The organism is Dongia sp. P2_B8 (assembly GCF_056404715.1).
This window is the reverse complement of record NZ_JBFUDM010000002.1, coordinates 425,938-449,119: the sequence shown is the minus strand read 5'-3', so window position 1 is coordinate 449,119 and position 23,182 is coordinate 425,938. Positions and strand designations below refer to the sequence as shown.

At 62.0% G+C, this 23,182-nt stretch carries 22 protein-coding genes and 1 tRNA gene; 11 read left to right on the top strand and 12 right to left on the bottom strand.

Annotated features, from left to right (window positions below; genetic code table 11):
• Positions 1–228: 228 nt before the first annotated feature.
• A complete protein-coding gene (locus AC1DWZ_RS06960; RefSeq protein ID WP_477168146.1) occupies positions 229–771 on the bottom strand; it encodes an ankyrin repeat domain-containing protein in 543 nt (180 codons plus the stop codon).
• A gap of 242 nt (positions 772–1,013) precedes the next feature.
• Between AC1DWZ_RS06960 and AC1DWZ_RS06955 the strand changes: the two genes are divergently transcribed.
• Both AC1DWZ_RS06955 and AC1DWZ_RS06950 read left to right on the top strand, forming a co-directional pair.
• Entirely contained in the window at positions 1,014–1,496 is a 483-nt protein-coding gene (locus tag AC1DWZ_RS06955; RefSeq protein WP_477168145.1) for an Hsp20 family protein, read from the top strand.
• A gap of 5 nt (positions 1,497–1,501) precedes the next feature.
• Positions 1,502–1,735: a DUF1150 family protein gene (locus AC1DWZ_RS06950; protein WP_477168144.1), complete on the top strand. Its 234-nt coding sequence runs from the start codon at positions 1,502–1,504 to the stop codon at positions 1,733–1,735.
• Between the two features lie 84 nt (positions 1,736–1,819).
• On the opposite strand, the gene ptsN is transcribed toward AC1DWZ_RS06950, so the two are convergent.
• The 9 genes from ptsN to AC1DWZ_RS06905 all read right to left on the bottom strand — a co-directional run bounded on the left by ptsN (position 1,820) and on the right by AC1DWZ_RS06905 (position 9,584).
• Positions 1,820–2,287 (bottom strand): PTS IIA-like nitrogen regulatory protein PtsN, encoded by a 468-nt coding sequence (gene ptsN / locus AC1DWZ_RS06945; protein ID WP_477168143.1) that lies wholly within the window; start codon positions 2,285–2,287, stop codon positions 1,820–1,822.
• A gap of 60 nt (positions 2,288–2,347) precedes the next feature.
• Positions 2,348–2,944, bottom strand: a complete 597-nt coding sequence (gene hpf / locus AC1DWZ_RS06940; RefSeq protein ID WP_477168142.1) for a ribosome hibernation-promoting factor, HPF/YfiA family — start codon at positions 2,942–2,944, stop codon at positions 2,348–2,350.
• A 384-nt stretch (positions 2,945–3,328) separates the two neighbouring features.
• Complete coding sequence (gene rpoN, locus AC1DWZ_RS06935; protein WP_477168141.1) at positions 3,329–4,921, bottom strand: RNA polymerase factor sigma-54; 1,593 nt, start codon at positions 4,919–4,921, stop codon at positions 3,329–3,331.
• Between the two features lie 12 nt (positions 4,922–4,933).
• On the bottom strand, positions 4,934–5,698 hold the full coding sequence (gene lptB / locus AC1DWZ_RS06930) for an LPS export ABC transporter ATP-binding protein (RefSeq protein ID WP_477168280.1): 765 nt from the start codon (positions 5,696–5,698) through the stop codon (positions 4,934–4,936).
• A 125-nt stretch (positions 5,699–5,823) separates the two neighbouring features.
• On the bottom strand, positions 5,824–6,789 hold the full coding sequence (locus AC1DWZ_RS06925) for an LptA/OstA family protein (protein WP_477168140.1): 966 nt from the start codon (positions 6,787–6,789) through the stop codon (positions 5,824–5,826).
• Positions 6,786–7,472 carry an LPS export ABC transporter periplasmic protein LptC gene (gene lptC / locus AC1DWZ_RS06920; RefSeq protein ID WP_477168139.1) on the bottom strand — a complete coding sequence of 229 codons (687 nt, stop codon included), beginning with the start codon at positions 7,470–7,472 and terminating at the stop codon, positions 6,786–6,788. The genes AC1DWZ_RS06925 and lptC overlap by 4 nt, the downstream gene beginning before the upstream one ends.
• A gap of 6 nt (positions 7,473–7,478) precedes the next feature.
• Positions 7,479–8,450: a KpsF/GutQ family sugar-phosphate isomerase gene (locus tag AC1DWZ_RS06915; protein ID WP_477168138.1), complete on the bottom strand. Its 972-nt coding sequence runs from the start codon at positions 8,448–8,450 to the stop codon at positions 7,479–7,481.
• Between the two features lie 304 nt (positions 8,451–8,754).
• The gene (locus AC1DWZ_RS06910; RefSeq protein ID WP_477168137.1) at positions 8,755–9,378 is read right to left on the bottom strand and encodes a ribonuclease D; all 624 of its coding nucleotides are present in this window, start codon (positions 9,376–9,378) and stop codon (positions 8,755–8,757) included.
• 121 nt (positions 9,379–9,499) lie between these two features.
• A tRNA-Leu gene (locus tag AC1DWZ_RS06905) sits at positions 9,500–9,584 on the bottom strand.
• 189 nt (positions 9,585–9,773) lie between these two features.
• Here AC1DWZ_RS06905 and AC1DWZ_RS06900 point away from each other — a divergent pair.
• Together AC1DWZ_RS06900 and AC1DWZ_RS06895 are read left to right on the top strand one after the other, a co-directional pair.
• On the top strand, positions 9,774–10,715 hold the full coding sequence (locus AC1DWZ_RS06900; RefSeq protein ID WP_477168136.1) for a complex I NDUFA9 subunit family protein: 942 nt from the start codon (positions 9,774–9,776) through the stop codon (positions 10,713–10,715).
• A gap of 30 nt (positions 10,716–10,745) precedes the next feature.
• Positions 10,746–11,480 carry a type 1 glutamine amidotransferase gene (locus AC1DWZ_RS06895; RefSeq protein ID WP_477168135.1) on the top strand — a complete coding sequence of 245 codons (735 nt, stop codon included), beginning with the start codon at positions 10,746–10,748 and terminating at the stop codon, positions 11,478–11,480.
• A 353-nt stretch (positions 11,481–11,833) separates the two neighbouring features.
• On the opposite strand, the gene AC1DWZ_RS06890 is transcribed toward AC1DWZ_RS06895, so the two are convergent.
• Entirely contained in the window at positions 11,834–12,652 is an 819-nt protein-coding gene (locus AC1DWZ_RS06890) for an undecaprenyl-diphosphate phosphatase (protein WP_477168134.1), read from the bottom strand.
• A 330-nt stretch (positions 12,653–12,982) separates the two neighbouring features.
• Here AC1DWZ_RS06890 and AC1DWZ_RS06885 point away from each other — a divergent pair, with 330 nt between their 5' ends.
• The 5 genes from AC1DWZ_RS06885 to AC1DWZ_RS06865 all read left to right on the top strand — a co-directional run bounded on the left by AC1DWZ_RS06885 (position 12,983) and on the right by AC1DWZ_RS06865 (position 20,723).
• Positions 12,983–14,425 (top strand): NAD(P)-dependent oxidoreductase, encoded by a 1,443-nt coding sequence (locus AC1DWZ_RS06885; protein ID WP_477168133.1) that lies wholly within the window; start codon positions 12,983–12,985, stop codon positions 14,423–14,425.
• 92 nt (positions 14,426–14,517) lie between these two features.
• A complete protein-coding gene (locus tag AC1DWZ_RS06880) occupies positions 14,518–15,141 on the top strand; it encodes a sugar phosphate isomerase family (RefSeq protein WP_477168132.1) in 624 nt (207 codons plus the stop codon).
• A 16-nt stretch (positions 15,142–15,157) separates the two neighbouring features.
• Positions 15,158–19,690, top strand: a complete 4,533-nt coding sequence (gene gltB / locus AC1DWZ_RS06875) for a glutamate synthase large subunit (RefSeq protein ID WP_477168131.1) — start codon at positions 15,158–15,160, stop codon at positions 19,688–19,690.
• Between the two features lie 2 nt (positions 19,691–19,692).
• Entirely contained in the window at positions 19,693–20,166 is a 474-nt protein-coding gene (locus AC1DWZ_RS06870) for an NUDIX domain-containing protein (protein ID WP_477168130.1), read from the top strand.
• Complete coding sequence (locus tag AC1DWZ_RS06865; protein ID WP_477168129.1) at positions 20,166–20,723, top strand: RBBP9/YdeN family alpha/beta hydrolase; 558 nt, start codon at positions 20,166–20,168, stop codon at positions 20,721–20,723. Before AC1DWZ_RS06870 ends, AC1DWZ_RS06865 begins: the two co-directional genes overlap by 1 nt.
• Here AC1DWZ_RS06865 and AC1DWZ_RS06860 read toward each other — a convergent pair.
• Complete coding sequence (locus AC1DWZ_RS06860; RefSeq protein WP_477168128.1) at positions 20,701–21,198, bottom strand: DUF6841 family protein; 498 nt, start codon at positions 21,196–21,198, stop codon at positions 20,701–20,703. The two genes, AC1DWZ_RS06865 and AC1DWZ_RS06860, sit on opposite strands and share 23 nt — an antisense overlap.
• A gap of 286 nt (positions 21,199–21,484) precedes the next feature.
• On the opposite strand from AC1DWZ_RS06860, the gene AC1DWZ_RS06855 reads away from it, so the two are divergent.
• Positions 21,485–22,045: a histidine phosphatase family protein gene (locus AC1DWZ_RS06855; protein WP_477168127.1), complete on the top strand. Its 561-nt coding sequence runs from the start codon at positions 21,485–21,487 to the stop codon at positions 22,043–22,045.
• An 85-nt stretch (positions 22,046–22,130) separates the two neighbouring features.
• Positions 22,131–23,177 carry a pentapeptide repeat-containing protein gene (locus AC1DWZ_RS06850; RefSeq protein ID WP_477168279.1) on the top strand — a complete coding sequence of 349 codons (1,047 nt, stop codon included), beginning with the start codon at positions 22,131–22,133 and terminating at the stop codon, positions 23,175–23,177.
• Positions 23,178–23,182 lie beyond the last annotated feature (5 nt).

The window sequence follows — 23,182 nt, the reverse complement described above, 5'->3', positions numbered from 1 at the left end:
GGCATTCGCCGTCAAGGCGGACAATCGACTAAAGGGGGATTAACGCCGCTGATGGACGGCTGTAGGTATGCCATCCTCAGCGCCGCTTATAGTCCGTGAACGATCAGGCAAGATCGCCGGCGGTGGGCGTGTTCTCATGCGTCAATGCAAGACGCTGGCCGGCAGGCGCAGCCGCCGGCGGCCAGGTCTAACGCAAGGTTCGGCACGCCGACGGCTAGGCCGGGCGCGTTACGGCACCAGGAGCAAGGCAGCGTCCCGATGCCCTTTGAATTCGGCAATCTGCTGCGGGATGCCGCCGCGATACATTTTGGCGCGTTTGTCAGCGCCATGCTTCAGCAGCATCTTGATGGCGTCGATCGACCCGGCTTCGGCAGCATGGTGCAGCGGCGTGAAGCGGGTGCGGTTCTGCGATTCGATGTTGGCACCAGCCGCCAGCAGCACCTCGATCACATCGGCGCGGTCGTTGAGGGCGGCATAATTCAGAGCCCGACGACCGTTCTTATTTTCGGAGAAATCGATCCCCTCGATATCGGCACCGGCCGCCAGGGCCGACTTGACCCCTGCCACATTGCCGGTACTCGCTGCGTGCCACAAATCCTTGGTGGCCTGGGTTGCCGGCTTTTCGGGGATTTCCAGGTGGCCAAGGCCGCTATCGGCCCCGCCACCGCCACCAGGGCCAGCACAGGCCGCAAGAAGGGTGCCGGCACCCCCTAAAACGCCGAGCAAAGCCAAGCCGGACAACAATCGTCTACGCCGCAAATCATCAAACATGCGATTCCCCCGAATTTCTTGTCCCCTGAATAGTTTAGCGCCGCAATCGACACACGCAAGTGCGTTCAAAGCCAGGTCGACCTTGATTTCTTAACCTCGGTTACTATTTCTTCCTCTAAGATGCCCTATAGGGATGGAACGCCGGGTCGTCCAGCGGGTTGCCCTACGAGATCGAGAAACCGGTGCGCCGCCTGCGGGTACCGGGATGTCATGAGAATCGTGCTCGCTCGAAAGGAGGAGCCATGTCGCGCCTGTCGCTTTTCAACAGCCCCTTGCTGCTGGGCTTTGATCATTTCGAGCGCACGCTCGACCGGGTCGCCAAAGCCGGCGCCGAAGGCTATCCCCCTTACAATATCGAACAGGTCAGCGATTACCGGCTGCGCATCACGCTTGCTGTGGCTGGCTTTGCCATCTCGGATCTCGACATCCAGCTGGAAGACAACACGCTCACCATTCGCGGTAAGCAGAAAGACGATCCGGCGCGGACCTTCATCTATCGCGGCATCGCAGCGCGCCAGTTCCAGCGCAGCTTTGTATTGGCCGAAGGCATCGAGGTGGCCGGCGCCACCCTCGATAACGGCCTGCTCTCCATCGATCTCGATCGGCCCAAGATCGAAACGCAGATCCGGACCGTTCCTATCAAGCGGGCCAATGACGAAAAGCATGAAGGCCGTGTCGCCATTGACGGCAACAGTGCCGGCATCCGTGCGGCACGAGAGGAGTAACCAGCATGACCAAATCCGAAACCAAGAGCGATATCGAAGCGGCGCGCGAAATCTCGCGCCAGCAATTGCTGGCGCTGGGTCTCAATGACGTGGCGTATGTGCGCGACATCGATGTCGACGGGTCGACTGCGTTCGGCATCTTCGCCGCCAACGGCCAGCAGCTTGCCGTGATGCCGGACCGCGAAGCAGCCATCGCCGCCGCCTGGGAAAACGGTTTGGCGCCGGTAACACTACACTGAGGTGACGCTGCACTGAAGATCAGCTAGAACGGCCAACGCCCCGCTTAAGCGGGGCGTTGTGATGGACGACAGACTATGTGACCTCTACGCGGCGTGCGAATGCGCTCCGTCGGTCAGCAAGGCATAGATCGCATCCGCCTGGTCGGTGCCGCGCAGCTTTTCGCAGATCGCCCGGTCCCGCAGCAGGCGCGAGACCCGCGCCAAAGCTTTCAAATGATCCGCCCCCGCCCCTTCCGGCGCCAGCAGCAGGAACACCAGATCCACCGGCTGTTCGTCGATGGCATCGAAGTCGATCGGTGTATCCAGCCTGCCGAACAGGCCGAACATCTTCTTGGCTTCCGGCAGCTTGCCATGCGGGATGGCAATGCCGTTGCCGACACCGGTCGTGCCCAAACGCTCTCTCTCCAGCAGCACATCGAAGATGGCGCGTTCGTGCAGACCGGAAAGTTCGGCAGCACGTCGCGCCATTTCTTGCAGGGCCTGTTTCTTGTTGCTGGCCTTCAACCGCGCCATGACATGCGCGGGGTTAGAGAGCAAATCTTCGATTTCCATTTTTTGCCTCGTACACGCCGCCGGCAGGAAAAGGCCGGAGAACGTAGATAAGAAACGCGACTATTGGCGCGTACCGGCTTCGAGACCGGGATCGACCCAGCCGATATTGCCGTCGTTGCGTCGATAGACCATGTTGAGCCCGCCATGGGCCCGGTTGAGAAACATCATGGCCTGCTGATTGGCGAGGTCGAGGCGCATGACCGCCTCACCCACCGTGAGCGTTGGAATGGTGGTCTGCATTTCCGCCACGACCACCGGATGGTTCTCGCCATGGCCGTTGACGGCTTCCGGCTCTTCACCTTCGTCGGCTTCCGCCGCCAGCACGGTATATTGCGAAACACGACGATCTTCCGTCTCGGCGCGATGATGGTCCCGGAGTCGGCGCTTGTAACGGCGCAGACGCTTGGCCAGCGTTTCCGCCGCCATGTCATAAGCCGAATTCGCGTGCTCGGCCGCACCTTCCGACTGCAGCAGGATGCCCCGGCCGACATGGACGGAGATCTGCGCCGTAAAGAGATGCGCTTCGCGAGACATCGTGACGTTGGCATCGATCGGATTCGAGAAATACTTCCCGAAGATATGATCAAGGCTTTCCGAGGCGCGCGTCTTCAACGCATCGCCGACATCGATGTTCTTACCTTTGACGGTCAGGTTCATGGGCGTGTTCCTGCAAACGTGGTGCGACGGAAGAAAATCTGTCCAGCCGTCGAACCCATCGACACTTCAGTTGGCAATCACCGCGACCGCGTGACACGCGACCGCCCTACCAACCAACGGATATCCCGGACCCCAAGATCTAGGAAATCCCTCCAGAAGCGTCACGCCGCCGGTCTCCAGGGAGGTCCGGCGGCGCGGCCGGGACCATAGCGACCTTCTTGGCGATGTCAACGTCCCACGGGACAGGGTCAAGGATCGGCAATCAGGGCCTCATCCTTCTGGTGTTAACACCTCCTATACATCGCTGGGCGTTAAGGAATCGCTGCTATCGGGTCCCGGGCGCATGGTGGTCTCAAAACCCCTCAAAGGATGATGTGGCTCCTCTCAGGCGGAACGCAAGGCTTTCTCGCGCCGGCGCTGCACTGATGATGAAATTTTTAGTGATTCTCGATACTTAGCCACAGTCCGGCGAGCGATGTCGACACCCTGCCCCTGGAGAATCGTGACCAGCCTGTCGTCTGACAGGATGTCGGCGGCGCCCTCGGCGTCGATCAGTTCCTTGATGCGCTGCCGGACCGCTTCGGCCGAATGGGTGGCCTGGCCGTCGGCACCCTGAATGGCGGCCGTGAAAAAGTACCGCAACTCGAACACGCCGCGCTGCGTTGCCATGAATTTATTGGTGGTAACGCGGCTCACCGTACTTTCGTGCATGCCGATAGCGTCGGCGATATCGCGTCGAATGAGCGGCTTCAGATGCTGCACGCCGTGCAGGAAAAAAGCCTCCTGCTGCCGCACGATCTCGGATGCCACTTTGAGGATGGTGGTGGCGCGCTGGTGCAGCGTCTTCACCAGCCAGTTGGCCGTGGCAAGACGCTCATTGAGATAATCCTTCTCCACCTTGTTGTGCGCCTTCGGCAGAATGCGCGCGTGATATTGCTGGTTGACCAGCAGCCGCGGCAATTGTTCGGAATTGAGTTCGATCGACCAGGATCCGTCCTGGCGGCGCCAGACCATGATATCGGGCACCACGGCCTGAACATCGGCCTGTTCGAAACTGGCACCGGGCTTCGGATTGAGGGCGCGGATCTCCGTCACCATGTCAGCGAGATCTTCGGCATCGATGCCGCAGATCTTCATCAGCTGATGGCGGTCATGCTTGGCCAGCAATTCCAGATTGTCGAGCAGCGCCTGCATCGCCGGATCGAGCCGGTTGCGTTCCTTCAATTGCAGCGCCAGGCACTCCGCCAGATTGCGCGCAAACACGCCGCAAGGATCGAATTGCTGCACGCGGACAAGGACGGCTTCGACATCCGCGAGGCTGCAGCCCAGGCGCTCGGCAAGCTGCGCAAGGTCGCCGGCGATATAGCCGGCCTCATCGACCAGGTCGATCAGCTGCATGCCGATGAGCCGTTCAGTGGGATCCTGGATATCGAGATAGAGCTGGCGTTCGAGATGTTCGCGCAAGGTCTCGGGCTTGCTCAGCGTCTGTTCCAGGCCGAATTCGGAATCGGAGAAATCGCTGCGGCCGCCGCCGGAGCCCGTGCCGGACCAATTGTCGGCAAAGCCTGAGTCCTGCGAGACAGCACCTTCGCCGCTGCTCCGTTCGCTGCTGCGGTCTTCGGCCGTGTTGTAGAGATTGTCGTAATCGGACTCCTGCGACGACCCGCGCCCGTCATCCATATTCTCGCTCTGGACATATTCGCTGCTGTCCATGACCCGGTCCGGCGCGGGTGCGAGGGCTGGCTCGCTGGTCATCGCCTCGACGCTGGCCAGGCGACTGCCATCGTCCGCTGCATCACCGCTGAGGACACGCTCATCCTCGCCGCGTTCGAGAAGCGGATTCTGCTCGAGCTCCTGCTCGACATAGGCCGCGAGCTCCTGATTGGAAAGCTCAAGCAGCTTGATTGCCTGCTGAAGCTGCGGCGTCATCACCAGGCTCTGGGCCTGGCGTAAATCCATGCGCTGCGTTATCGCCATGACCCAAGCGTACTACAGCGAGAATCTTTCTCCAAGGTAAACGCGGCGGACATCCTCGTCGGCAACGATGTCGGCGGGGCTACCTTCGCGCAAAACCTCGCCTTCGTGCAGGATATACGCGCGATCGACGATTTCCAGGGTGTCGCGGACGTTATGGTCCGTAATGAGAACGCCGATGCCGCGGTCCTTGAGGTGCGAGATGATGTCGCGGATGTCGTTGACGGCAATGGGATCAATGCCCGCCAGCGGCTCGTCAAGCAGGATGTAGCTCGGCCGCGTCGCCAGTGCGCGGGCGATCTCCACCCGGCGGCGCTCACCGCCCGACAGGGCCAGGGCCGGCACTTTGCGCAAATGGGCAATAGAGAAATCGGTCAGCAGCTGGTCCAGCCGCGCCTCGCGCGAGGCGGCGACCGTGTCGACGACCTCGAGGACGGCCATGATATTGTCTTCGACCGACATGCCACGGAAGATCGAGGCCTCCTGCGGCAGATAGCCAATGCCGCTGCGCGCCCGCTCGAACATCGGCTGGTCGGTCACTTCGCTGCCATCAAGGAAGATGGCGCCGGCATCCGCCTTGATCAGCCCGGTGATGATGTAGAAGCAGGTAGTCTTGCCGGCACCATTGGGACCCAGCAGGCCCACAGCCTCGCCCCGCTGGACGCCCACGGAAACATCCCGCAACACCGGTTTCTTCTTGTACTGCTTGCCCAGATGATAGGCGCACAGCCCCTCGACCACAGTGGGGTTGATGGCAACCCCATTGACGACAAAGGCCATGTGGCCGTTCACGGCGCCCTGTGCCGCAGCAGCAGGCGGCACGGTCGCATCGGTCGGCCGCTGATCTTCCGGCCGTCGATCTTCCGGCTGGGAATCTCCCTGCTGAGCATTGTCTGCGCCGTCGATCATTGTGTCGTGGTACCCGCGTTTGTGCTGCCGGACGGTTTGGCTTTGATGAAGGTGTGCACGCGGCTGGTGCTGCCGCCGCCAAGGATGCGGCTGATCTTGTTCTTGTTGTCGATCTCAGCACGCTGGCCGGTATATTCGTTGCCCTGGTCGAGGATGCGCACATCGCCCGTCATGAGCGCTATGTCGGTATCCGGATTGTAGGCGAAATGCTTCGAGTAGATGGTCTGGGTTCCCGACAACACCTTGACCTTGCCCTCGGCTTCGATCTGGCTGAGCTTGCTCTTGCCATCGGCATCGTCGACGAAATAGAGCGTCGCCGTGTCGCCGTTGATGCGCGTGTCGTTGCGCACCACCAGCGCATTGCCGCGCGCCGTGATGGCACTGCGGCCGGTCCAATATTCGATGCGGTCGCGGGCAGTCACAGTGTCGTTGTCGCTGACGATCTTCAGGTTGCTGCCGGTCAGCAGCAGCAGTTTTTCAGCGGCACTGTAATCGCCCTTGTCGCCATAGCCGGTCGAACTGCCGGAGATCACCTTGACGTTGCCGGTGGCCAGGATCCGGTCGAACGAGCCTTCCTCGCCTTCACCGCTGGTATAGAAAACCAGCGTGTCAGCACCGATCGAGGAGCTCCCCTGGGTCGCCACGGCATTGCCGCGGGCGGTATAGGTTTTTTCCTTGCTGCGCCATTCAATGCCCTGATCGGCGCTGAGTTCGAAGGGCTGCGTGTCATCGCCGAACTGCATGGCGGAGCTGCCGCTGCCAGGCGCTGCCGGGGTTGGCACCACCGCGCCATCGCCCGTGGACAAGGCAGGCTGCTCGGCGGCCGCATCCTGGGCCCGTGCGGCGCTCTCCATCGTCAGCCAGCATGGCAATGCCAGCATAGCGCCCAGCACCAGGATCTGCCGGTAGCGGGGTGCTAATGTCCTTGCAACGGGTGTTCCTGCAATACGAACCAAACTCATCCGCCGCTTCCCTTCTCTTTGGGCAGGATCTTCATGTGCGACTTGCCCTTGAACAGCACCGTGGCGCCGTCATCGAGCATCTCGAAACCTTCGGCCGATATCTGCTTGTAATCATCGCTGCCGGTGACGGGCTTCGAACCGGAGGCGGAGTTGGTCGTCAAATCCATCGCCGCCTGCTCGGTCACGAATTTCATGCCATTGTCATGATAGACCGTCACGTCGCCATCAAGTTCGACCTGGTCCAGCTTGCGGTTATAAAGCCCGCGCTCCGCCGTGATCGCGATCCAGGTGATGTCAGAAAGCTCAATCTGCGCCTGCGGCTCTTCCAACTTGACGAGGTCCTTGTCGCCGTTCGTCTCCGTGGCCGAAAGTGCGGTCACCGAGAAGGGGCGGTCCGTCTTGCTCTTGCCTTCGAAGGCGATGCCGCTGACCTTCATGCCGGCATCGAGCTTCACCACATCTTCGACCACGTCGATGCTGACCCGCGTGTCGGTCTGCCCTTCATAGGAACGATAGGTGAGATAACCGACGATGCCGAGCGCCAGGACCGGCAACGATACTTTAAGCCACAGCAGGCGGCTGCGCTTGCGGTTGAACAAGGCGCGCGGGCCGGACAAGGCCGGCATATCCGCCGTGACGTCCTGCCGGTTGCGAAGTCGATCGATGAATTCGCGCACTGCCATGATTGCCTATGCCACCCCGGCGCGCAGGCAGTCATGCAGGCGGATGATGCCGACCGGCTTGTCGTCATCGACCACGAACAAGGTGGTGATCTGCCGTTCGTTCATGATGCGCACGGCTTCGGCGGCAAGCGCCGTTGCGGAAATGGTGAGCGGCTTTGCCGTCATCACGGCTTCGACCGTCTGGCCCAGGAGATCGGCGCCCATATGCCGCCGAAGATCGCCATCGGTGACGATTCCGACCAGCCGGCCTTGGGCATCGATGGCACCGACGCAGCCAAAGGTCTTGCTGGACATCTCGATCAGCGCCTGGGACATCGGCGTTGATTTCTCGACCAGCGGCACTTCCCGATCGCGGTGCATGAGGTCGGCAACGCGCAGCAGACGCTGCCCCAGCTTGCCGCCCGGATGCAGCTGATGGAAATCCTCGGCCGAGAAACCCTTGCGCTCGAGAAGGCCCAAGGCCAGCGCATCACCCAGCGCTAGCATCATGGTGGTCGAGGAGGTGGGGGCGAGGCCCAAAGCGCCCGCTTCGCCGGTCGCCGGCAGAGCCAGGGTGACGTCGGCGGCACTGCCCAGCGTGCTCACGCGCCGCGACGTGATGGCGATGAGCGGAATGCGCCAACGGCGGGAATAGGCAATGAGGTCGTTAAGCTCGGCCGTCTCGCCGGAATTGGACAGAGCCAGTACCGCATCTGCCGAGGTGATCATGCCCATGTCGCCATGGCTGGCTTCGGCCGGGTGGACGAACTGCGCCGGGGTGCCGGTCGAGGCCATGGTGGCGGCGATCTTGCGCGCAACATGGCCGGATTTGCCCATGCCGGTCACGATCACCCGCCCGGTGGCACCGTGGAGCAGTTCCAAGGCACGGTCGACCAGGGGACGGCCATCGGCGGCATCGAAGGCAGCAAAGAGCTGCGCCAGCGCGTCCGCTTCCTGCTGCAGGACGCCGAGGGCCGCCTTCAGGCCTTGTATAGACAAGTCGGCCTCCGAACGTGCCGGAATCCCGGTTTTTTCGTCGTTTTTCGGCACGGAACCGCCCGCCGGAATGGTCCCGCGCGGCACTTTCCCAGCCGTCGTGGCGCTCGCTTGGCTCATTCTCGGCACCGAGGCAAATCTCAAAAGGTCAAAATCATCAAAATTTTAGCGGCAGGCACACAAACTAACGCCAAATGAAGGGCGAATCCACCAAGAGCGCTGCCCACCCCCTAACTAGGGTGAGGCCTTTGCTCTGTCAAGGAAAAGCCCCCATATCCACCAAGGGGTTAGGCGTGTTCTGGCGGCTTCAGTGCGCGAAGATGTCGGGCTCGTCATAGCCCAGCAGATCGACCCTGGCGCGGGTCGGCAGGAAGTCGAAACAGGCGCGGGCCAATTCGGTACGCCCCTCGCGCGCCAGCAGCTCGTCGAACTTCTCCTTCAGCCGATGGAGGTGAAGGACGTCGGAGGCCGCATATTTCAGCTGTTCCTCGTTCAACTGCGGCGCGCCCCAATCGGAGCTCTGCTGCTGCTTCGAGATCTCGACGCCGAGCAATTCCTTGCACAGATCCTTCAGGCCATGGCGGTCGGTGAAGGTGCGGGTCATCTTGGCGGCGATCTTGGTGCAATAGACCGGACGGCAGTCGATGCCGAGATAGTGCCACAGCACGCCAAGGTCGAAGCGCGCGAAATGGAACAGCTTCAAGACCGCCGGATCTTCGAGGAGCGCCTGCAAACGCGGCGCGCGGTGCGGTTTATCGGGGCGGCAGAGCGGGATCTGGACCAGATGGCAGATGCCATTGCCGGACGAGAGCTGAACCAGGCACAGCCGGTCGCGGTGGGCATTGAGCCCCATGGTTTCGGTGTCGATGGCCACAGAGGCGCCGAAATCAAGGCCTTCCGGCAGATCGCCCTGATGGAGATGGATGCTCATATCGCCTCCCAACCTGATGATCCTTGGTCCTGAACGGAGCCAAGGCTTCGGCTGCTCCCGCCGATGGTAGGGGGCTGCAAACCCCGCGGGGAGAGAAGCCCCCCAACATAAAGCTGGAGAATGGTGCCCAGGAGAAGACTCGAACTTCCACGGGTTGCCCCACAGATACCTGAAACCTGCGCGTCTACCAATTCCGCCACCTGGGCAGGGGGCCGAAAGCCCGCGCATTCTCGTCACGGGCGACTGAAAGTCAACCCTGATTTGGGACTTTTTCCAAGTATTTACGCCGCACCCCGGGGGTGACGATGTGGGCACCGATTTCATTGCCAAATCAGGTTCGATATCCGTATTTTAAGCGCAGTTTCTGGCAGTTGACGATGAATAAGGATGAGATCATGGCACGCGGCTTGGTGACCGTGTTCGGCGGTTCGGGCTTCATTGGACGTTATGTCGTGCAGCGCCTGGCGCGCGCCGGCTGGCAGGTGCGCGTCGCCGTGCGCCGCCCGGACGAAGCCCTGTTCCTGAAGACCGCCGGCGATGTCGGTCAGGTAACACCGGTGGTTGCCAATATCCGCGACGACCGCTCGGTGGCGGCTGCCGTCGCTGGCGCCGATGCGGTGGTCAATCTGGTCGGTATTCTCTTTGAATCCGGCCGTCAGAAATTCGATGCCGTGCAGGCCAAGGGTGCAGGCCGCGTGGCCGCTGCCGCCAAGGCCGCCGGAGCCCGGCGCCTCATTCAGATCTCGGCCATCGGTGCCAGCGCCGGGTCGACTGCGTCCTATGCGAAGTCGAAGGCTGCCGGCGAGCAGGCGGTGAAAGCAGCCTTCGATGGCGCCACCATTCTGCGCCCCTCGATCGTGTTCGGGCCGGAAGATGATTTCTTCAACCGCTTTGCACGCCTTGCCATGCTGTCGCCGGTGCTGCCGCTGATCGGTGGCGGGCACACCAAGTTCCAGCCGGTCTATGTGGCTGATGTCGCCGCCGCCGTCGAGAAGGCGCTGGATGACGCATCAACGGCCGGCAAGACCTATGAACTGGGCGGCCCGCGCATCTATACCTTCCGCGATCTGATGAGCCTGCTGTTGAAAGAGATCGGCCGCTGCCGCGCGCTGGTGCCGTTGCCTTTTGCGCTGGCCAGCCTCAAGGCCGCATTCCTGCAATTGCTGCCTATACCACCACTCACCGTCGATCAGGTGCGCATGCTGAAGGTGGACAATGTCGTCGGCGCCGGTGCGCTCGGCTTCAAGGAATTGGGGATCGCGCCCACCACGGTTGAATCCGTCCTGCCGACCTATCTCGATAAATTCCGGCCGCTCGGCTATTACAACAGGGCCTGATCCAGCCAGATCGATAAGGGGGAGCTACGCATGCGCATCCTGGTGTTCCAACACATCGCCTGCGAGCATCCCGGCATCTTCCGCGATTTCCTGAAGGCCGATGGTTTCACATATGATGCCGTCGAGCTCGATGCTGGCGAACCCATTCCATCGCTCGACAGATACGACGCCCTCTGGGTCATGGGCGGGCCGATGGATGTGTGGGAAGAAGACCAGCATCCGTGGCTGATAAAAGAGAAGGCCGCGATCCGCGAAGCTGTCGTCGATCGGCGCCTGCCCTATTTCGGCCTGTGCCTGGGTCATCAATTGCTGGCAGCCGCCTTGGGTGGCGAGGTTGGCAAGATGACAACATCGGAAGTTGGCCTGCTCGGCGTGGACCTTACCGAGGCCGGCCGCAACGATCCGCTGATGGCGGGATTGCCGGCACACCAGACCGCGTTGCAATGGCACGGTGCCGAAGTGAAGCGCTTGCCGCAAGGTGCTGTCGTGCTGGCCTCATCACCGCTCTGCGCCGTGCAGGCGATGCGAATCGGCGCCCACGCCTATGGCCTCCAATATCATGTCGAGCTGACCAGCCGCACGGTGCCGGAATGGGGCGAAGTGCCGGCCTATGCCTGCGCGCTCGATGCAACATTGGGAGATGGCGCTCTGCCGCGCCTGCGCGACGACGCTGCCAAACGGATGCCGGGCTTCAACCGCACAGCAAAGCAACTCTACGACAATTGGATGTCCCTGAGTGGTGCCGCCGCCAAGGCCGCGCAGTAGAGACGATCTGGATAGATTGACCAAATAATTTGACCGGGCGCCGCCGCCGGCTCTTGGGGAACCGGTTGCGACGCCCGAGGCAGCCGCCCTGGCACAGGGGACGGCCGGCCGGACTCGGCTGCCGAGATATCTGTCGTGATAAGGGCGGATTAGGTTCGAAGAAATTTCGTGGGGGTCATAATCGGCGAGAATCATCGCTCACCCCCTCACCCTGACCCTCTCCCGCGAGGGGAGAGGGAATGAGATTTGCCGGCAGGATTCAGCCAAGCCGATCAGGACAAAAATATGCGCGCGTGCTCCGCCCCTCTCCCCTCGCGGGAGAGGGGTTGGGGTGAGGGGCCTTTTATCGTCGCCTACGAACAGGTCGGCATCTGGCCGACATAGATCCAATAGAGCAGCACGCAGCCGAGGATGATCCGGTAGATCACGAAGGGAGCGAAGCTTGCGCGGCGCAGCCAGTACATCATGAAGGTGATGGCAAAGAATCCGGTGACGGCGGAGAAAGCCACCATCATCAGCGCACGTTCCATGTCGGCGAAATTGCCGCTCTCCACCAGCTGATAGCCTTTATAGAGGCCGGCCGCGGCGATGGTGGGAATGGAAAGCAGGAAGGAGAAGCGTGCCGCTTCCTGCCGCTCATACCCCATGAAGCGCGCCATGGTCATGGTGATGCCGGACCTGCTGGTGCCGGGAATGAAGGCCAGGCACTGGAAAAAGCCGATGGCGAGGGCGGAACTGGCGGTCATATGTTCGAGGCGCCGGACCGTGAGGCCCATGCGGTCGGCCAGATAGAGCAGGATGCCAAAGCCGATCAGGGTCCCTGCAATGATACGATAATCGCGCAAGGCATCGCCCGCCCAGCGGTCGAGCACGAAGCCGATGGCCAGCGCCGGGACCGAGGCCACCAGCAGCAGCCACACCAGGCGCGCCCGGTTGTCGCGCTTGCCCTGGGCCAGCTTGATGAGGCCGCCGGCCATATTGGCGACATCGCGCCAGAAATAGACCAGGACAGCCAGCAGCGTGCCGACATGTGCCGCCACGTCCAGGGTCAGGCCCTGGTCCGGCCAGCAGAAGAAGTGCGGCACCAAAATGAGGTGGCCGGAGGAGGAAACGGGCAGGAATTCGGTGATGCCCTGCACCACCGCCAGAACCAGAATGTCGATATTGGGCACGCGAGCAATCCCCACCACACGGTTCTGCCCGGCGCATTGCCGGAAGACCCGTCTCGGTTCCAAGAGAATCAGCAGAATCAGTGCGTTGACCTATAGCACGCGACCGGATTCCTGCCGATTGGATAATTAGTCCTTTTTCGGTCCTATTTATGACGTTCCGGTGACGCCGGAGGGGCTCAGCTGGACCAATTTGACCTGCCGGACAGAAAATAAGTCAGTAATAATGTCCTTAATGCTCATTTCGCCATTGATCTGACAAATCGGGCTGATATGGTTGCTGCCCGGCCGACGCTGGAGAGTCCGGATTTTAAGCCAAAGCGAGGGAATGCCATGGCGGAGAAGTTGCTGAAATTCGTGTCTGTCGGCCGCGCCATGCCGGACAAGCGCACCGCCGCCGAACGCCGCGAGGATTTCGGCGAGATCTATGCCGATTACGCCGCCAAATTCGCCCAAACCCAGGCCAGCCGCTGCTCGCAATGCGGTGTCCCCTTCTGCCAGGTGCATTGCCCGCTCAACAACAATATTCCCGATTGGCTGAAACTGACCGCCGAAGGCCGCCTCGAAGAGGCTTATGAAATCTCGGCCGCCACCAACACCTTCCCGGAAATCTGCGGCCGCATCTGCCCGCAAGATCGCCTCTGCGAAGGCAATTGCGTGATCGAGCAGTCCGGCCATGGCACGGTCACCATCGGTGCCATCGAACGCCATGTCACGGACACCGCCTTTGCCAAGGGCTGGGTGCAGCCGGTAAAGCCGGCGCGGGAACTGGCACAGAGTGTCGGCATCGTCGGCGCGGGGCCCGCGGGCCTGGCCGCTGGCGAGGCTTTGCGCCGCAAGGGCTACCAGGTCACCATCTATGACCGCTATGACCGCGTGGGTGGCCTCCTCATCTATGGCATCCCCAATTTCAAGCTGGACAAGCAGGTGGTGGCGCGGCGCGAAAAGCTGCTGCGCGAGAGCGGCATCAAGTTCGAACTGGGTGTCGAGATCGGCCGCGACATCAGCCTCGACGATCTCCGGCAGCGCCATGATGCGGTGCTGATCGCAACCGGCGTCTATAAGGCGCGCGATCTGGCGGCCCCCGGTTCCGGATCGAAGGGCATCGTGCCGGCGCTCCAGTACCTCACTGCCGCCAACCGCGACGGGCTCGGCGACAAGGTGCTGGAAATCGCCAATGGCGAGCTCAACGCCAAGGGCAAGAACATCGTCGTCATCGGCGGTGGCGATACCGCGATGGATTGTGTGCGCACCGCCATCCGCCAGGGGGCGAAATCGGTGAAGTGCCTCTATCGCCGCGACCGCGCCAACATGCCGGGCTCGCAGCGCGAAGTGCAGAATGCCGAGGAAGAGGGCGTCGAGTTCATCTGGCAATCGGCACCCGCCGCTTTCCTCGACGATGATAACGGCCAAGTGCGTGCGGTCCGTGCCGAGCGCATCCATCTTGGCATGGCGGATGCGACCGGCCGCCAGACACCGCGTGTCATCGAAGATTCGGCCTTCGACCTGCCGGCCGAGATCGTCATCAAGGCGCTGGGCTTTGAGCCCGAGGATCTGCCACAGCGCCTGAAGGCGCCGGCCTTGTCGATCACCAAGGCGAACACGGTGCGCGTCAACTGGCGCAACCTCACCACCACCATCCCCGGCGTGTTTGCGGCTGGCGACATCGTGCGTGGTGCCTCCCTGGTGGTCTGGGCGATCCGCGACGGCAGGGACGCCGCTGCCGGTATCGACGCCTACCTCAAAGAAAACACACGCAAAGTCGCGGCGGAGTAGGACAGATGCGTGCCGCTCTTCAGCCGCATTCGCGCCGCAATCGATTAGCACGATACCCTGCGTCATCGCGACGTAAGGAGAATTACTGGGCTATGACGAGATCGACAAGTTTCTGTGTGCGTGCGATTGGAGCTGGCATTGCAGTTTGCTGGTCAGTTGCTGCGATACCCTGTGCCCCCGTTGCGGTTGCGGAAGACCTCCTTACATCTGAACGTATGGCACTGGCCCATGGCCGTGCTGAGGTCCGGTGGCGGCTACTCTTCGCTAACATGCCAACACACTTTGACAAAGCCACGTGGAAAGACCCCACCGAATACAACTACATGCATCCGAACTCTCTGATCGATATGATTGCTTATGAATTATGGGGCCTCAATTCGGATGAAGATGCCATCTTCAGCTATCTAAATGATACACTCATTCCTTTCGTCAAGTCTCATCGCAGGCAATACCTTTGCTATTTGACGGAGATGTACGCTGCTTCTTTTATCCCTACGTCGGAGTTGGGGAAATTTGACGATCACGGATTTTTGACCTTCCTCGAATATTACTACCTCTTCGGAAATACGGCTGCGGAACTCAAGGCGCGTAACCTTAGAGCTTACCCCGAACATACAGAGCATGCGGATACGCAAGTCCAGCCCTACTTGCAGACCAATGGCTGGAACAGCATAGCTCCTAAACTCTCGCCCAGACTCGGCTGCGACAAGCTCTAGATCCAGGAAGTCAGCTATGACCGATTTCGTCCAAGACTATCTCCGCAACGCTGCGCACCTCGCTGCCACCGGCATGTATGACCCGGGCGATGAGGGCGATGCCTGCGGCGTGGGGCTGATTGCGACGCTTGACGGCAAGCCACGGCGTGAAGTGGTGCTGATGGGTGTCGAGGCCCTGAAGGCCGTGTGGCACCGCGGTGCCGTCGATGCCGATGGCAAGACCGGCGATGGCGCCGGCATTCATGTGCAGATTCCGCACGCCTTCTTCGAGGATTTCATCCGCCGCGCCGGCCAGGCGCTGCAGCCGGGGAAATTCGCGGTCGGACAGATTTTCCTGCCGCGCAACGATCTGGGCAAGCAGGAGAGCTGCCGCGTCATTGTCGAGCAGGAGATCCTCAACGCCGGCTACACCATCTATGGCTGGCGCCAGGTGCCGATCGATATCACCATCATCGGCGAGAAGGCCAATGCGACGCGACCCGAGATCGAGCAGATCATGATCGCGAATTCCCGCGGCGTCTCGGAGGAGGATTTCGAGACCGATCTTTACGTGATCCGCCGCCGCATCGAGCGCGCTGCCATCGCAGCGCAGGTGAGCGAGCTTTACATCTGCTCCATGTCCTGCCGCTCGATCATCTATAAGGGCATGTTCCTTGCCGAGCAGCTGACCTCCTTCTATCCGGATCTCCTCGATGAGCGGTTCGTCTCGAACTTCGCCATCTATCACCAGCGCTATTCGACCAACACCTTCCCGACCTGGAGCCTTGCCCAGCCGTTCCGCGTCATCGCCCACAATGGCGAGATCAACACGATCAAGGGCAACGTCAATTGGATGAGCGCCCATGAGACGCGGCTTTATTCCAGCGTCTATGGCGACCGCATGGGCGATTTGAAGCCGGTCATCCAATCGGGCGGTTCGGATTCGGCGCAGCTCGACAATGTGTTCGAGATTCTCACCACATCGGAACGGCCTTTGCCGATGGTGAAAAGCATGCTCATTCCCGATGTCTGGGACGGGCGCGTGACCATGCCGCAGAACATCAAGGACATGTTCTCCTACTGCAATTCGGTGATGGAACCCTGGGACGGGCCGGCCGCCATTTGCGGCTTTGCCGGCCATTGGGTGGTGGCGGGCCTCGACCGCAACGGTCTGCGGCCGCTGCGCTATGCCATCACCGAGGATGGCATCCTGGTCGCCGGTTCCGAGACCGGCATGGTGCGTCTTGATGAAACGCGCCTCAAGACCAAGGGCCGGTTGGGGCCGGGCCAGATGCTGGCGCTCGACCTCTCGGAAGGCAAGCTCTACGACAACAATTCGATCCTCGACAAATTGGCGGCGACCGCCGACTTTTCCGCCTGGGTCAAGAACATCACCGTCATCGACGATCTCATCAAGAAGACCCGGGGCGAACCGGCGATCTTCGAGAAGGACTATCTGCGTCGCCGCCAGGTGGCAGCCGGCCTCACCATGGAAGACATGGAAGTGGTCCTGCAGCCCATGGTCGAGGAGGCCAAGGAAGCCGTGGTCTCGATGGGCGACGACACGCCCTTGGCCGTCCTCTCCGACCGCTATCGGGGCCTCCATCAATTCTTCCGGCAGAATTTCAGCCAGGTCACCAACCCGCCGATCGACAGTCTGCGCGAGAAGCGGGTGATGAGCCTCAAAACGCGTTTGGGCAATCTCGGCAACGTGCTCGACCAGGATGAGAGCCAGTGCCGGCTCCTCCAGCTGGAGAGCCCCGTGCTGACCACCGCCGAGTTTCAGGCGATGCGCGCCTATATGGGCACCTCTGTTGCCGAGATCGACTGCACCTTCGATGTGAACGGCAGCGACAATGCCCTGCGTGAAGCGATCCAGCTCATCCGCCGCCAGGCCGAAGACGCCGTGCGCGGTGGGGCGACGCATCTGGTCCTCTCCGACGAGCAGGTGAGTGAGGCGCGTGCTGCCATTCCGACGATCCTGGCGACCGGTGCCGTCCATGTGCATCTGCTGCGCCAGCAATTGCGCACCTTCACCAGCCTCAATGTGCGGTCCGGCGAATGTCTCGACGTGCATCATTTTGCGGTGCTGATCGGCGTCGGTGCCACCACGGTCAATGCCTATGTGGCGGAAGCCGCGATCGAGGACCGCCGCCGCCGTGGCCTGTTCGGTGAGCTGCCGCTGGAAGATTGCCTCGACAATTACCGCTCGGCGGTCGACCAGGGTCTCCTCAAGGTCATGTCCAAGATGGGCATTTCGGTTGTCTCCTCCTATCGCGGCGGCGCCAATTTCGAGGCGCTGGGCCTGTCGCGCACACTCGTTGCCGAATATTTCCCCTCCATGCCCAGCCGCATTTCCGGCATCGGCATGACCGGCATCCAGCACCGCGTCGTGGAACTCCATCAGCGTGCCTGGAACGAGAGCGTTGTGGCGCTGCCAGTCGGTGGTTTCTACAAGTTCAGGAAGTCGGGCGAGACCCATGCCTGGGGTCCGGAGCTCATTCACACGCTGCAATCCGCGGTGGCCAGCGAATCCTATCAAAGCTTCAAGCGCTATTCGGAAGCGGTTCAAAAGCTGCCGCCAGTCGCCATCCGCGATCTCCTGGACTTCGTGCCCGGCACCAATCCGATTTCGACCGATGAGGTCGAGAGCATCACCGAGATCCGCAAGCGCTTCGTGACACCTGGCATGAGCTTGGGTGCGCTGGGGCCCGAAGCCCATGGCACGCTCAACATCGCCATGAACCGCATCGGCGCCAAATCCGATTCCGGTGAGGGTGGCGAGGACCCGATCCGCTTCAAGCCGCAACCCAATGGCGACAACGCCAATTCCGCGATCAAGCAGATCGCCTCGGGCCGCTTTGGCGTCACCGCGGAATATCTGGTCAATTGCCGCGAGATCGAGATCAAGGTGGCGCAAGGGGCAAAGCCCGGCGAAGGCGGCCAGCTGCCGGCCTTCAAGGTCACGGTCGAAATCGCCAAGCTCCGCCACGCCACACCCGGCGTGTCGCTGATTTCGCCGCCGCCCCATCACGACATCTATTCGATCGAGGATTTGGCGCAGCTCATCTATGATCTGAAGCAGATCAACCCGGAGGCCAAGGTCTGCGTGAAGCTGGTGGCGCGTTCCGGCATCGGCACGATTGCTGCCGGCGTCGCCAAGGCCAAGGCCGATGTGATCCTCATTTCCGGTCACGTGGGTGGAACCGGTGCCTCGCCCCATACCAGCATCAAATATGCCGGCATCCCTTGGGAGATGGGCCTTGCCGAAGTGCATCAGGTCCTGACACTCAATCGCCTGCGGCACCGGGTGAAGCTCCGGACCGATGGCGGCATCAAGACCGGCCGCGACGTGGTGATCGCCGCGATCCTCGGTGCCGAGGAATTCGGCATCGGGACGGCATCACTGGTCGCCATGGGCTGCATCATGGTGCGGCAATGCCATTCCAACACCTGCCCGGTCGGCGTCTGCACGCAGGACAAGGCGCTCCGTGAGAAGTTCACCGGCACACCGGAAAAAGTCGTCAACCTCTTCAGCTTCATCGCCGAGGAAGTGCGCGAAGTGCTGGCACAACTCGGTGTCAAGACGTTGAACGAGGTGATCGGCCGCACGGAACTTATCGAACAGGTGAGCCGTGGTGCCGCCGATCTCGACGATCTCGATTTGAATCCGATCCTCTCCCAGGCCGATCCCGGCAACGAGGCGCGCTACTGCACGCTGGAAGGCCGCAACGAGGTGCCGGACACGCTGGATGCGCGCATGGTGAATGATGCCGCGGCTTTGTTCCAGGCCGGCGAGAAGATGCAGCTTCAATACAATATCCGCAACACGTTCCGCGCCATCGGCACGCGTCTCTCCTCACACATCACCAAGCGCTTCGGCATGATGGGACTGAAGCCCAATCATCTCACCGTGCGGTTGCGCGGCAGCGCCGGCCAGTCGCTGGGTGCCTTCGCGGTGCAAGGGTTGAAGCTCGAAGTCTTCGGCGATGCCAATGATTATGTCGGCAAGGGCCTGTCGGGCGGCACCATCGTGGTGCGCACCCTGCCCTCCTCGCCCTTGGAGAGCAACCGCAACACCATCATCGGCAACACGGTGCTCTATGGTGCCACGGCCGGCAAACTGTTCGCGGCCGGCCAGGCCGGCGAACGCTTCGCTGTCCGCAATTCCGGTGCCGATGTGGTGATCGAAGGCTGCGGCTCCAACGGCTGCGAATATATGACGGGCGGGACCGCCGTGATCCTGGGCGCCGTCGGCGACAATTTCGGTGCCGGCATGTCGGGCGGCATGGCCTTCGTCTATGATGAAGACGGCCGCTTTCCCTTACGCATCAACGGCGACACGGTGATCTCGCAGAGGCTGGAGAGCGCCTATTGGGAGAGCCAATTGAAAGCGCTCATCGAGGAGCATGCCACCGAGACGCAGTCGAAATTCGCTGGCCGCATCCTCAATGATTGGGCCGAGGAAAAGAAGCGCTTCTGGCAGGTGGCGCCGAAGGAGATGCTGGACAAGCTCGCCCACCCGCTCACCGACCAGCCGGCGAAGCCCGCCGCCAAGAAGGCGAAGTGATCATGAGCCACCGCTATGGCGATGTACCCTTGCGGTGCCGCGCCGTGGCGGCGGCGATCATCGCCGGATCCGGCCCTGCTGCGCGCATCCTGTTGCTGCGCCGTGCTGGCGCCGTTGCCAGCGGTGCCTGGGGATTGGTGACGGGCAGCATCGAGGCCGGCGAGCCTGCCGCCGGCGCCATCCGACGCGAGATCACCGAAGAGACAGGCCTTGTGGCCGGCGATCTTTTCACGACGGGTCTCACCGAGACTTTTTATTTTGCCGCCGACAATGTCGTCGAGCTGATGCCGATATTCGCCGTGCTGCTGCCGTCTCAGCCGCCGATCACCCTGGATCATGGCAGCGATGATTATCGCTGGTGCGATCTTGCCGAAGCCCAGGACCTGATGAGCTTTGCCGGGCAACGCCGCGCAGTGGCTGATATCTGGCACGATTTCGTGCAGCGCGTGCCAGCCCCGTTCCGGCAGGTGCCCTGATGCCGCATGTCGTCATCATTCCCGGCCTTGGCAATTCGGGACCGCAGCATTGGCAGCGCCTGTGGCAGGCAGAACTGGGATCGCAGGCGCGCGTGGTCGAACAGGCGGATTGGGACCGGCCGGACTTTGCCGATTGGTTCGCGCGCCTCGATGCCGTGATCGCCGCCTGCCCGGAACCGCCAGTGCTGGTGGCGCATAGCCTCTCCTGTGCCCTCGTGGCGCATTGGGCGGTTCATCAAAGCCACGCCGTCGCCGGTGCCATGCTGGTGGCGCCGGCCGATGTCGATTCGGACGCTCACACGCCGCCCGAGACCCGTGCCTTCCGGCCAATGCCGATGATGACGCTGCCCTTCCAGAGCATCGTCATCGCCAGCAGCGACGACCCCTATGTCGCCCGCGCACGGGCAGCCGCCTTCGCCAAGGCCTGGGGCAGCCGCTTCGTCGACATCGGTGCCGCGGGCCATATCAACACAGCGTCGGGCTTCGGTGCCTGGCCGTTCGGCCGCCTGCTGCTGGATGACGTGCTGGGCCTCGCTAGCGCACCGATGTCAAACTGAGGGTCGATCGGCGCAGAGGTCGCGCGTCGCCCAGCGAGACCGCATGGCAGATGCGCCACTTGCCCGTGGCATGGCGCAACGTATAGGCGCAGGTAAGGTTGCCGACCTCCGCACCACGATTGTTGGCCAGCGACCAGATCGCCTGCACCTGTGCAAACCCGTCGGAGAGAGCCTCGATCTGCAGCGACGCAAGGCTGGCGCTGACCAGTCCCTGCTGGCGATACCCCGAAAAGAGCCTGGCAAAGGCTGCACGCACCTCGCCCCGCGCGGTGAAGCTGCCATTGCCGTCCACGGTCGAGATCAGGCAGGGCAGGTCGTAGAAGGCTGCCACCGCATCGGCATCGAAATCGAGGCAGGCGGCATCGTAAGATTTGAACAGAAGCTGGAGATCGCCCTTCACGTCGGGCAATCGGGCCGGTGTTGAACGATAGGCGCGCGCTTCCACGCGGTGGAATGACGTCGGTTCGGCATACATGATATCTGACCTTGGCTTGCGGAAAGCCGCCCGCGCATCTTGGCGCAAACGCTCGCTTGTCCAGCATGTCTCTTAAAGGCGCCAGGAAGGTCGATCGGATCGGAAGAGCGAGATCGACGGAGAACCTTGGGCGCGCGACCGGGCCCGGCCTGAACGTATCAGGCCGGGTCTATAATTCGCGCGATGTAAGCGCTATGGCGGCGCAAGGTCATGAGAGGACTTTAACAAAGAAGCGGATTACGTCAAGTTGCTGGCGCGTTTTCACACGACAAGCAGCAATAGACCCATGATCCCCCATATCCCATTCCATTTCGTGCGCCATGGCGAGACCGATTGGAACAAAACTGGCCAGATGCAGGGGCGGCGCGACATCCCGTTGAACGCCACCGGCGAGGCACAGGCCGAAAAGTTGCGGCCGCATCTTGGCAATCATGGCTTCCGCAGCATCGCCGCCTCGCCCCTGTCGCGCGCGCGGCGCACGGCAGAGATTCTCAACCACGATCTCAATCTACCGATGCATTTCTTCGACGCCCTGCAGGAGTTCGATGTCGGTCCCTACGAAGGGACGCTGTCCCGCGCCTGGTATGAAGATTGGCGGCACGGCCAGCCGGTCGGCGGTGTCGAGAGTTTTACCGACTTTGCTGCCCGCGTCCTGGGTGGCATGCGGCAGGCGCTCGACCTTGAGGGCCCGGTGCTGGTGGTCGCCCATGGCGGTCTCATCTGGGCGCTCGAGCATCTGATGGGCCTGCCGATCGGTACCGATGTGCGCAATACGGCACTTGCTCATTTCCAACCGCCTACCGCAGCCATCCCTTCCTGGCAATTGACTGTGGCCTATCAGCCGTAAATCCGGGGTCACAAACATGGGGCTTGTGGGGCGCGGGCCGGAACGGCACCATGAGCGACGCGACACAGCATAATCTGGTCCGGTGATGGATCCGCAGGCGCCCAAGGTTCTGAAGAAATTGACACTCAATGCCGGCGCCCTGCGCCGGCTGGCCGAGGTGCACCGCAATTGGCGCCTGGGGCGGGTCAATGGCCAGCGGCTGATGCTGTCGGAATGCAACCTCTCCAAGCTCGACCTCAGTCTGATGGATTTCACTGACGCGTATTTGGTGCGGTGCAACCTGGAGCGCACCAATCTGCGCGGTACCGTCTTCCGTGGCGCTGTCCTCACCGGGTCGGTCTTCGACGAGGCTGATTTGACCGGCGCCAATTTCGAACGCGCCGACATGCGCGGGGCCGTGTTCCATGGCACCGACATGACACGAACGGCCATGGTACAAGCTGATCTGCGGCAGGATTTCAGCCAGCGCTCAGGCGCCGGGGGACAAAACTGGGACGAGGCGCCGGCCTGCCGCTTTCGCGGTGCCAAGCTCGCCCAGACGATCTTCAAGGACGCCAAACTGGTGAGCGTCGATTTTTCCGGCTCCTACATGCTGGAAACCGACTTCACCGGCGCCGACATGCGCAAGGCCAATTTCGCCAGCGCCGACATGCAGGCGATCCGCCTCACCAATGCCGAGTTGGAAGATGCGGATTTCAGCCATGCCTCGGTCGACCAGTTGACCCGCGACCAGGTGCGCACCGCGCAACTGCCGATCGGCTCCGCCCCCCGTCTCTCGCCCGGCGAGGTCAAGGAACGGCTTGGCCTCCATGCGCGCTGGGTCGACACGCTGGGCCAAGCAGGCCAGCGATTGGAATTGGAAGGCTTCGATCTTTCCGGACTCGATCTCTCCCGCACCAATCTTGCGGCAGCCCGCCTCATCGGTTGTCGTCTCACGCGCACCAATCTGCGCCGGGCGTGGCTGCTGGCCACGGATCTGCAAGGCGCCAATCTTTCAGAGGCCGATGTGCGCGGCGCCGATCTGCGCGGCGCCGATCTACGTGAGGCCCATCAGCGCGGATTGGACTCGGCTGAAGCCAAGACCGGTGAGATTCCGGGCCTGGGTGTCAAGACGCGCGGCCTGCGGGGCTGACGCCA

What these genes read in the sequence shown, in the direction of transcription:
- lptC (WP_477168139.1), bottom strand. Translation starts at nt 7,472, where the DNA reads ATGGCAGTGCGCGAATTCATCGATCGACTTCGCAACCGGCAGGACGTC.
- AC1DWZ_RS06895 (WP_477168135.1), top strand. Translation starts at nt 10,746, where the DNA reads ATGCGCATCCTGGTGTTCCAACACATCGCCTGCGAGCATCCCGGCATC.
- gltB (WP_477168131.1), top strand. Translation starts at nt 15,158, where the DNA reads ATGACCGATTTCGTCCAAGACTATCTCCGCAACGCTGCGCACCTCGCT.
- AC1DWZ_RS06885 (WP_477168133.1), top strand. Translation starts at nt 12,983, where the DNA reads ATGGCGGAGAAGTTGCTGAAATTCGTGTCTGTCGGCCGCGCCATGCCG.
- AC1DWZ_RS06860 (WP_477168128.1), bottom strand. Translation starts at nt 21,198, where the DNA reads ATGTATGCCGAACCGACGTCATTCCACCGCGTGGAAGCGCGCGCCTAT.
- ptsN (WP_477168143.1), bottom strand. Translation starts at nt 2,287, where the DNA reads ATGGAAATCGAAGATTTGCTCTCTAACCCCGCGCATGTCATGGCGCGG.
- AC1DWZ_RS06900 (WP_477168136.1), top strand. Translation starts at nt 9,774, where the DNA reads ATGGCACGCGGCTTGGTGACCGTGTTCGGCGGTTCGGGCTTCATTGGA.
- AC1DWZ_RS06925 (WP_477168140.1), bottom strand. Translation starts at nt 6,789, where the DNA reads ATGAGTTTGGTTCGTATTGCAGGAACACCCGTTGCAAGGACATTAGCA.
- rpoN (WP_477168141.1), bottom strand. Translation starts at nt 4,921, where the DNA reads ATGGCGATAACGCAGCGCATGGATTTACGCCAGGCCCAGAGCCTGGTG.
- AC1DWZ_RS06910 (WP_477168137.1), bottom strand. Translation starts at nt 9,378, where the DNA reads ATGAGCATCCATCTCCATCAGGGCGATCTGCCGGAAGGCCTTGATTTC.
- AC1DWZ_RS06850 (WP_477168279.1), top strand. Translation starts at nt 22,131, where the DNA reads ATGGATCCGCAGGCGCCCAAGGTTCTGAAGAAATTGACACTCAATGCC.
- AC1DWZ_RS06870 (WP_477168130.1), top strand. Translation starts at nt 19,693, where the DNA reads ATGAGCCACCGCTATGGCGATGTACCCTTGCGGTGCCGCGCCGTGGCG.
- AC1DWZ_RS06955 (WP_477168145.1), top strand. Translation starts at nt 1,014, where the DNA reads ATGTCGCGCCTGTCGCTTTTCAACAGCCCCTTGCTGCTGGGCTTTGAT.
- AC1DWZ_RS06950 (WP_477168144.1), top strand. Translation starts at nt 1,502, where the DNA reads ATGACCAAATCCGAAACCAAGAGCGATATCGAAGCGGCGCGCGAAATC.
- AC1DWZ_RS06855 (WP_477168127.1), top strand. Translation starts at nt 21,485, where the DNA reads ATGATCCCCCATATCCCATTCCATTTCGTGCGCCATGGCGAGACCGAT.
- AC1DWZ_RS06880 (WP_477168132.1), top strand. Translation starts at nt 14,518, where the DNA reads ATGACGAGATCGACAAGTTTCTGTGTGCGTGCGATTGGAGCTGGCATT.
- AC1DWZ_RS06960 (WP_477168146.1), bottom strand. Translation starts at nt 771, where the DNA reads ATGTTTGATGATTTGCGGCGTAGACGATTGTTGTCCGGCTTGGCTTTG.
- hpf (WP_477168142.1), bottom strand. Translation starts at nt 2,944, where the DNA reads ATGAACCTGACCGTCAAAGGTAAGAACATCGATGTCGGCGATGCGTTG.
- AC1DWZ_RS06865 (WP_477168129.1), top strand. Translation starts at nt 20,166, where the DNA reads ATGCCGCATGTCGTCATCATTCCCGGCCTTGGCAATTCGGGACCGCAG.
- lptB (WP_477168280.1), bottom strand. Translation starts at nt 5,698, where the DNA reads ATGGCCTTTGTCGTCAATGGGGTTGCCATCAACCCCACTGTGGTCGAG.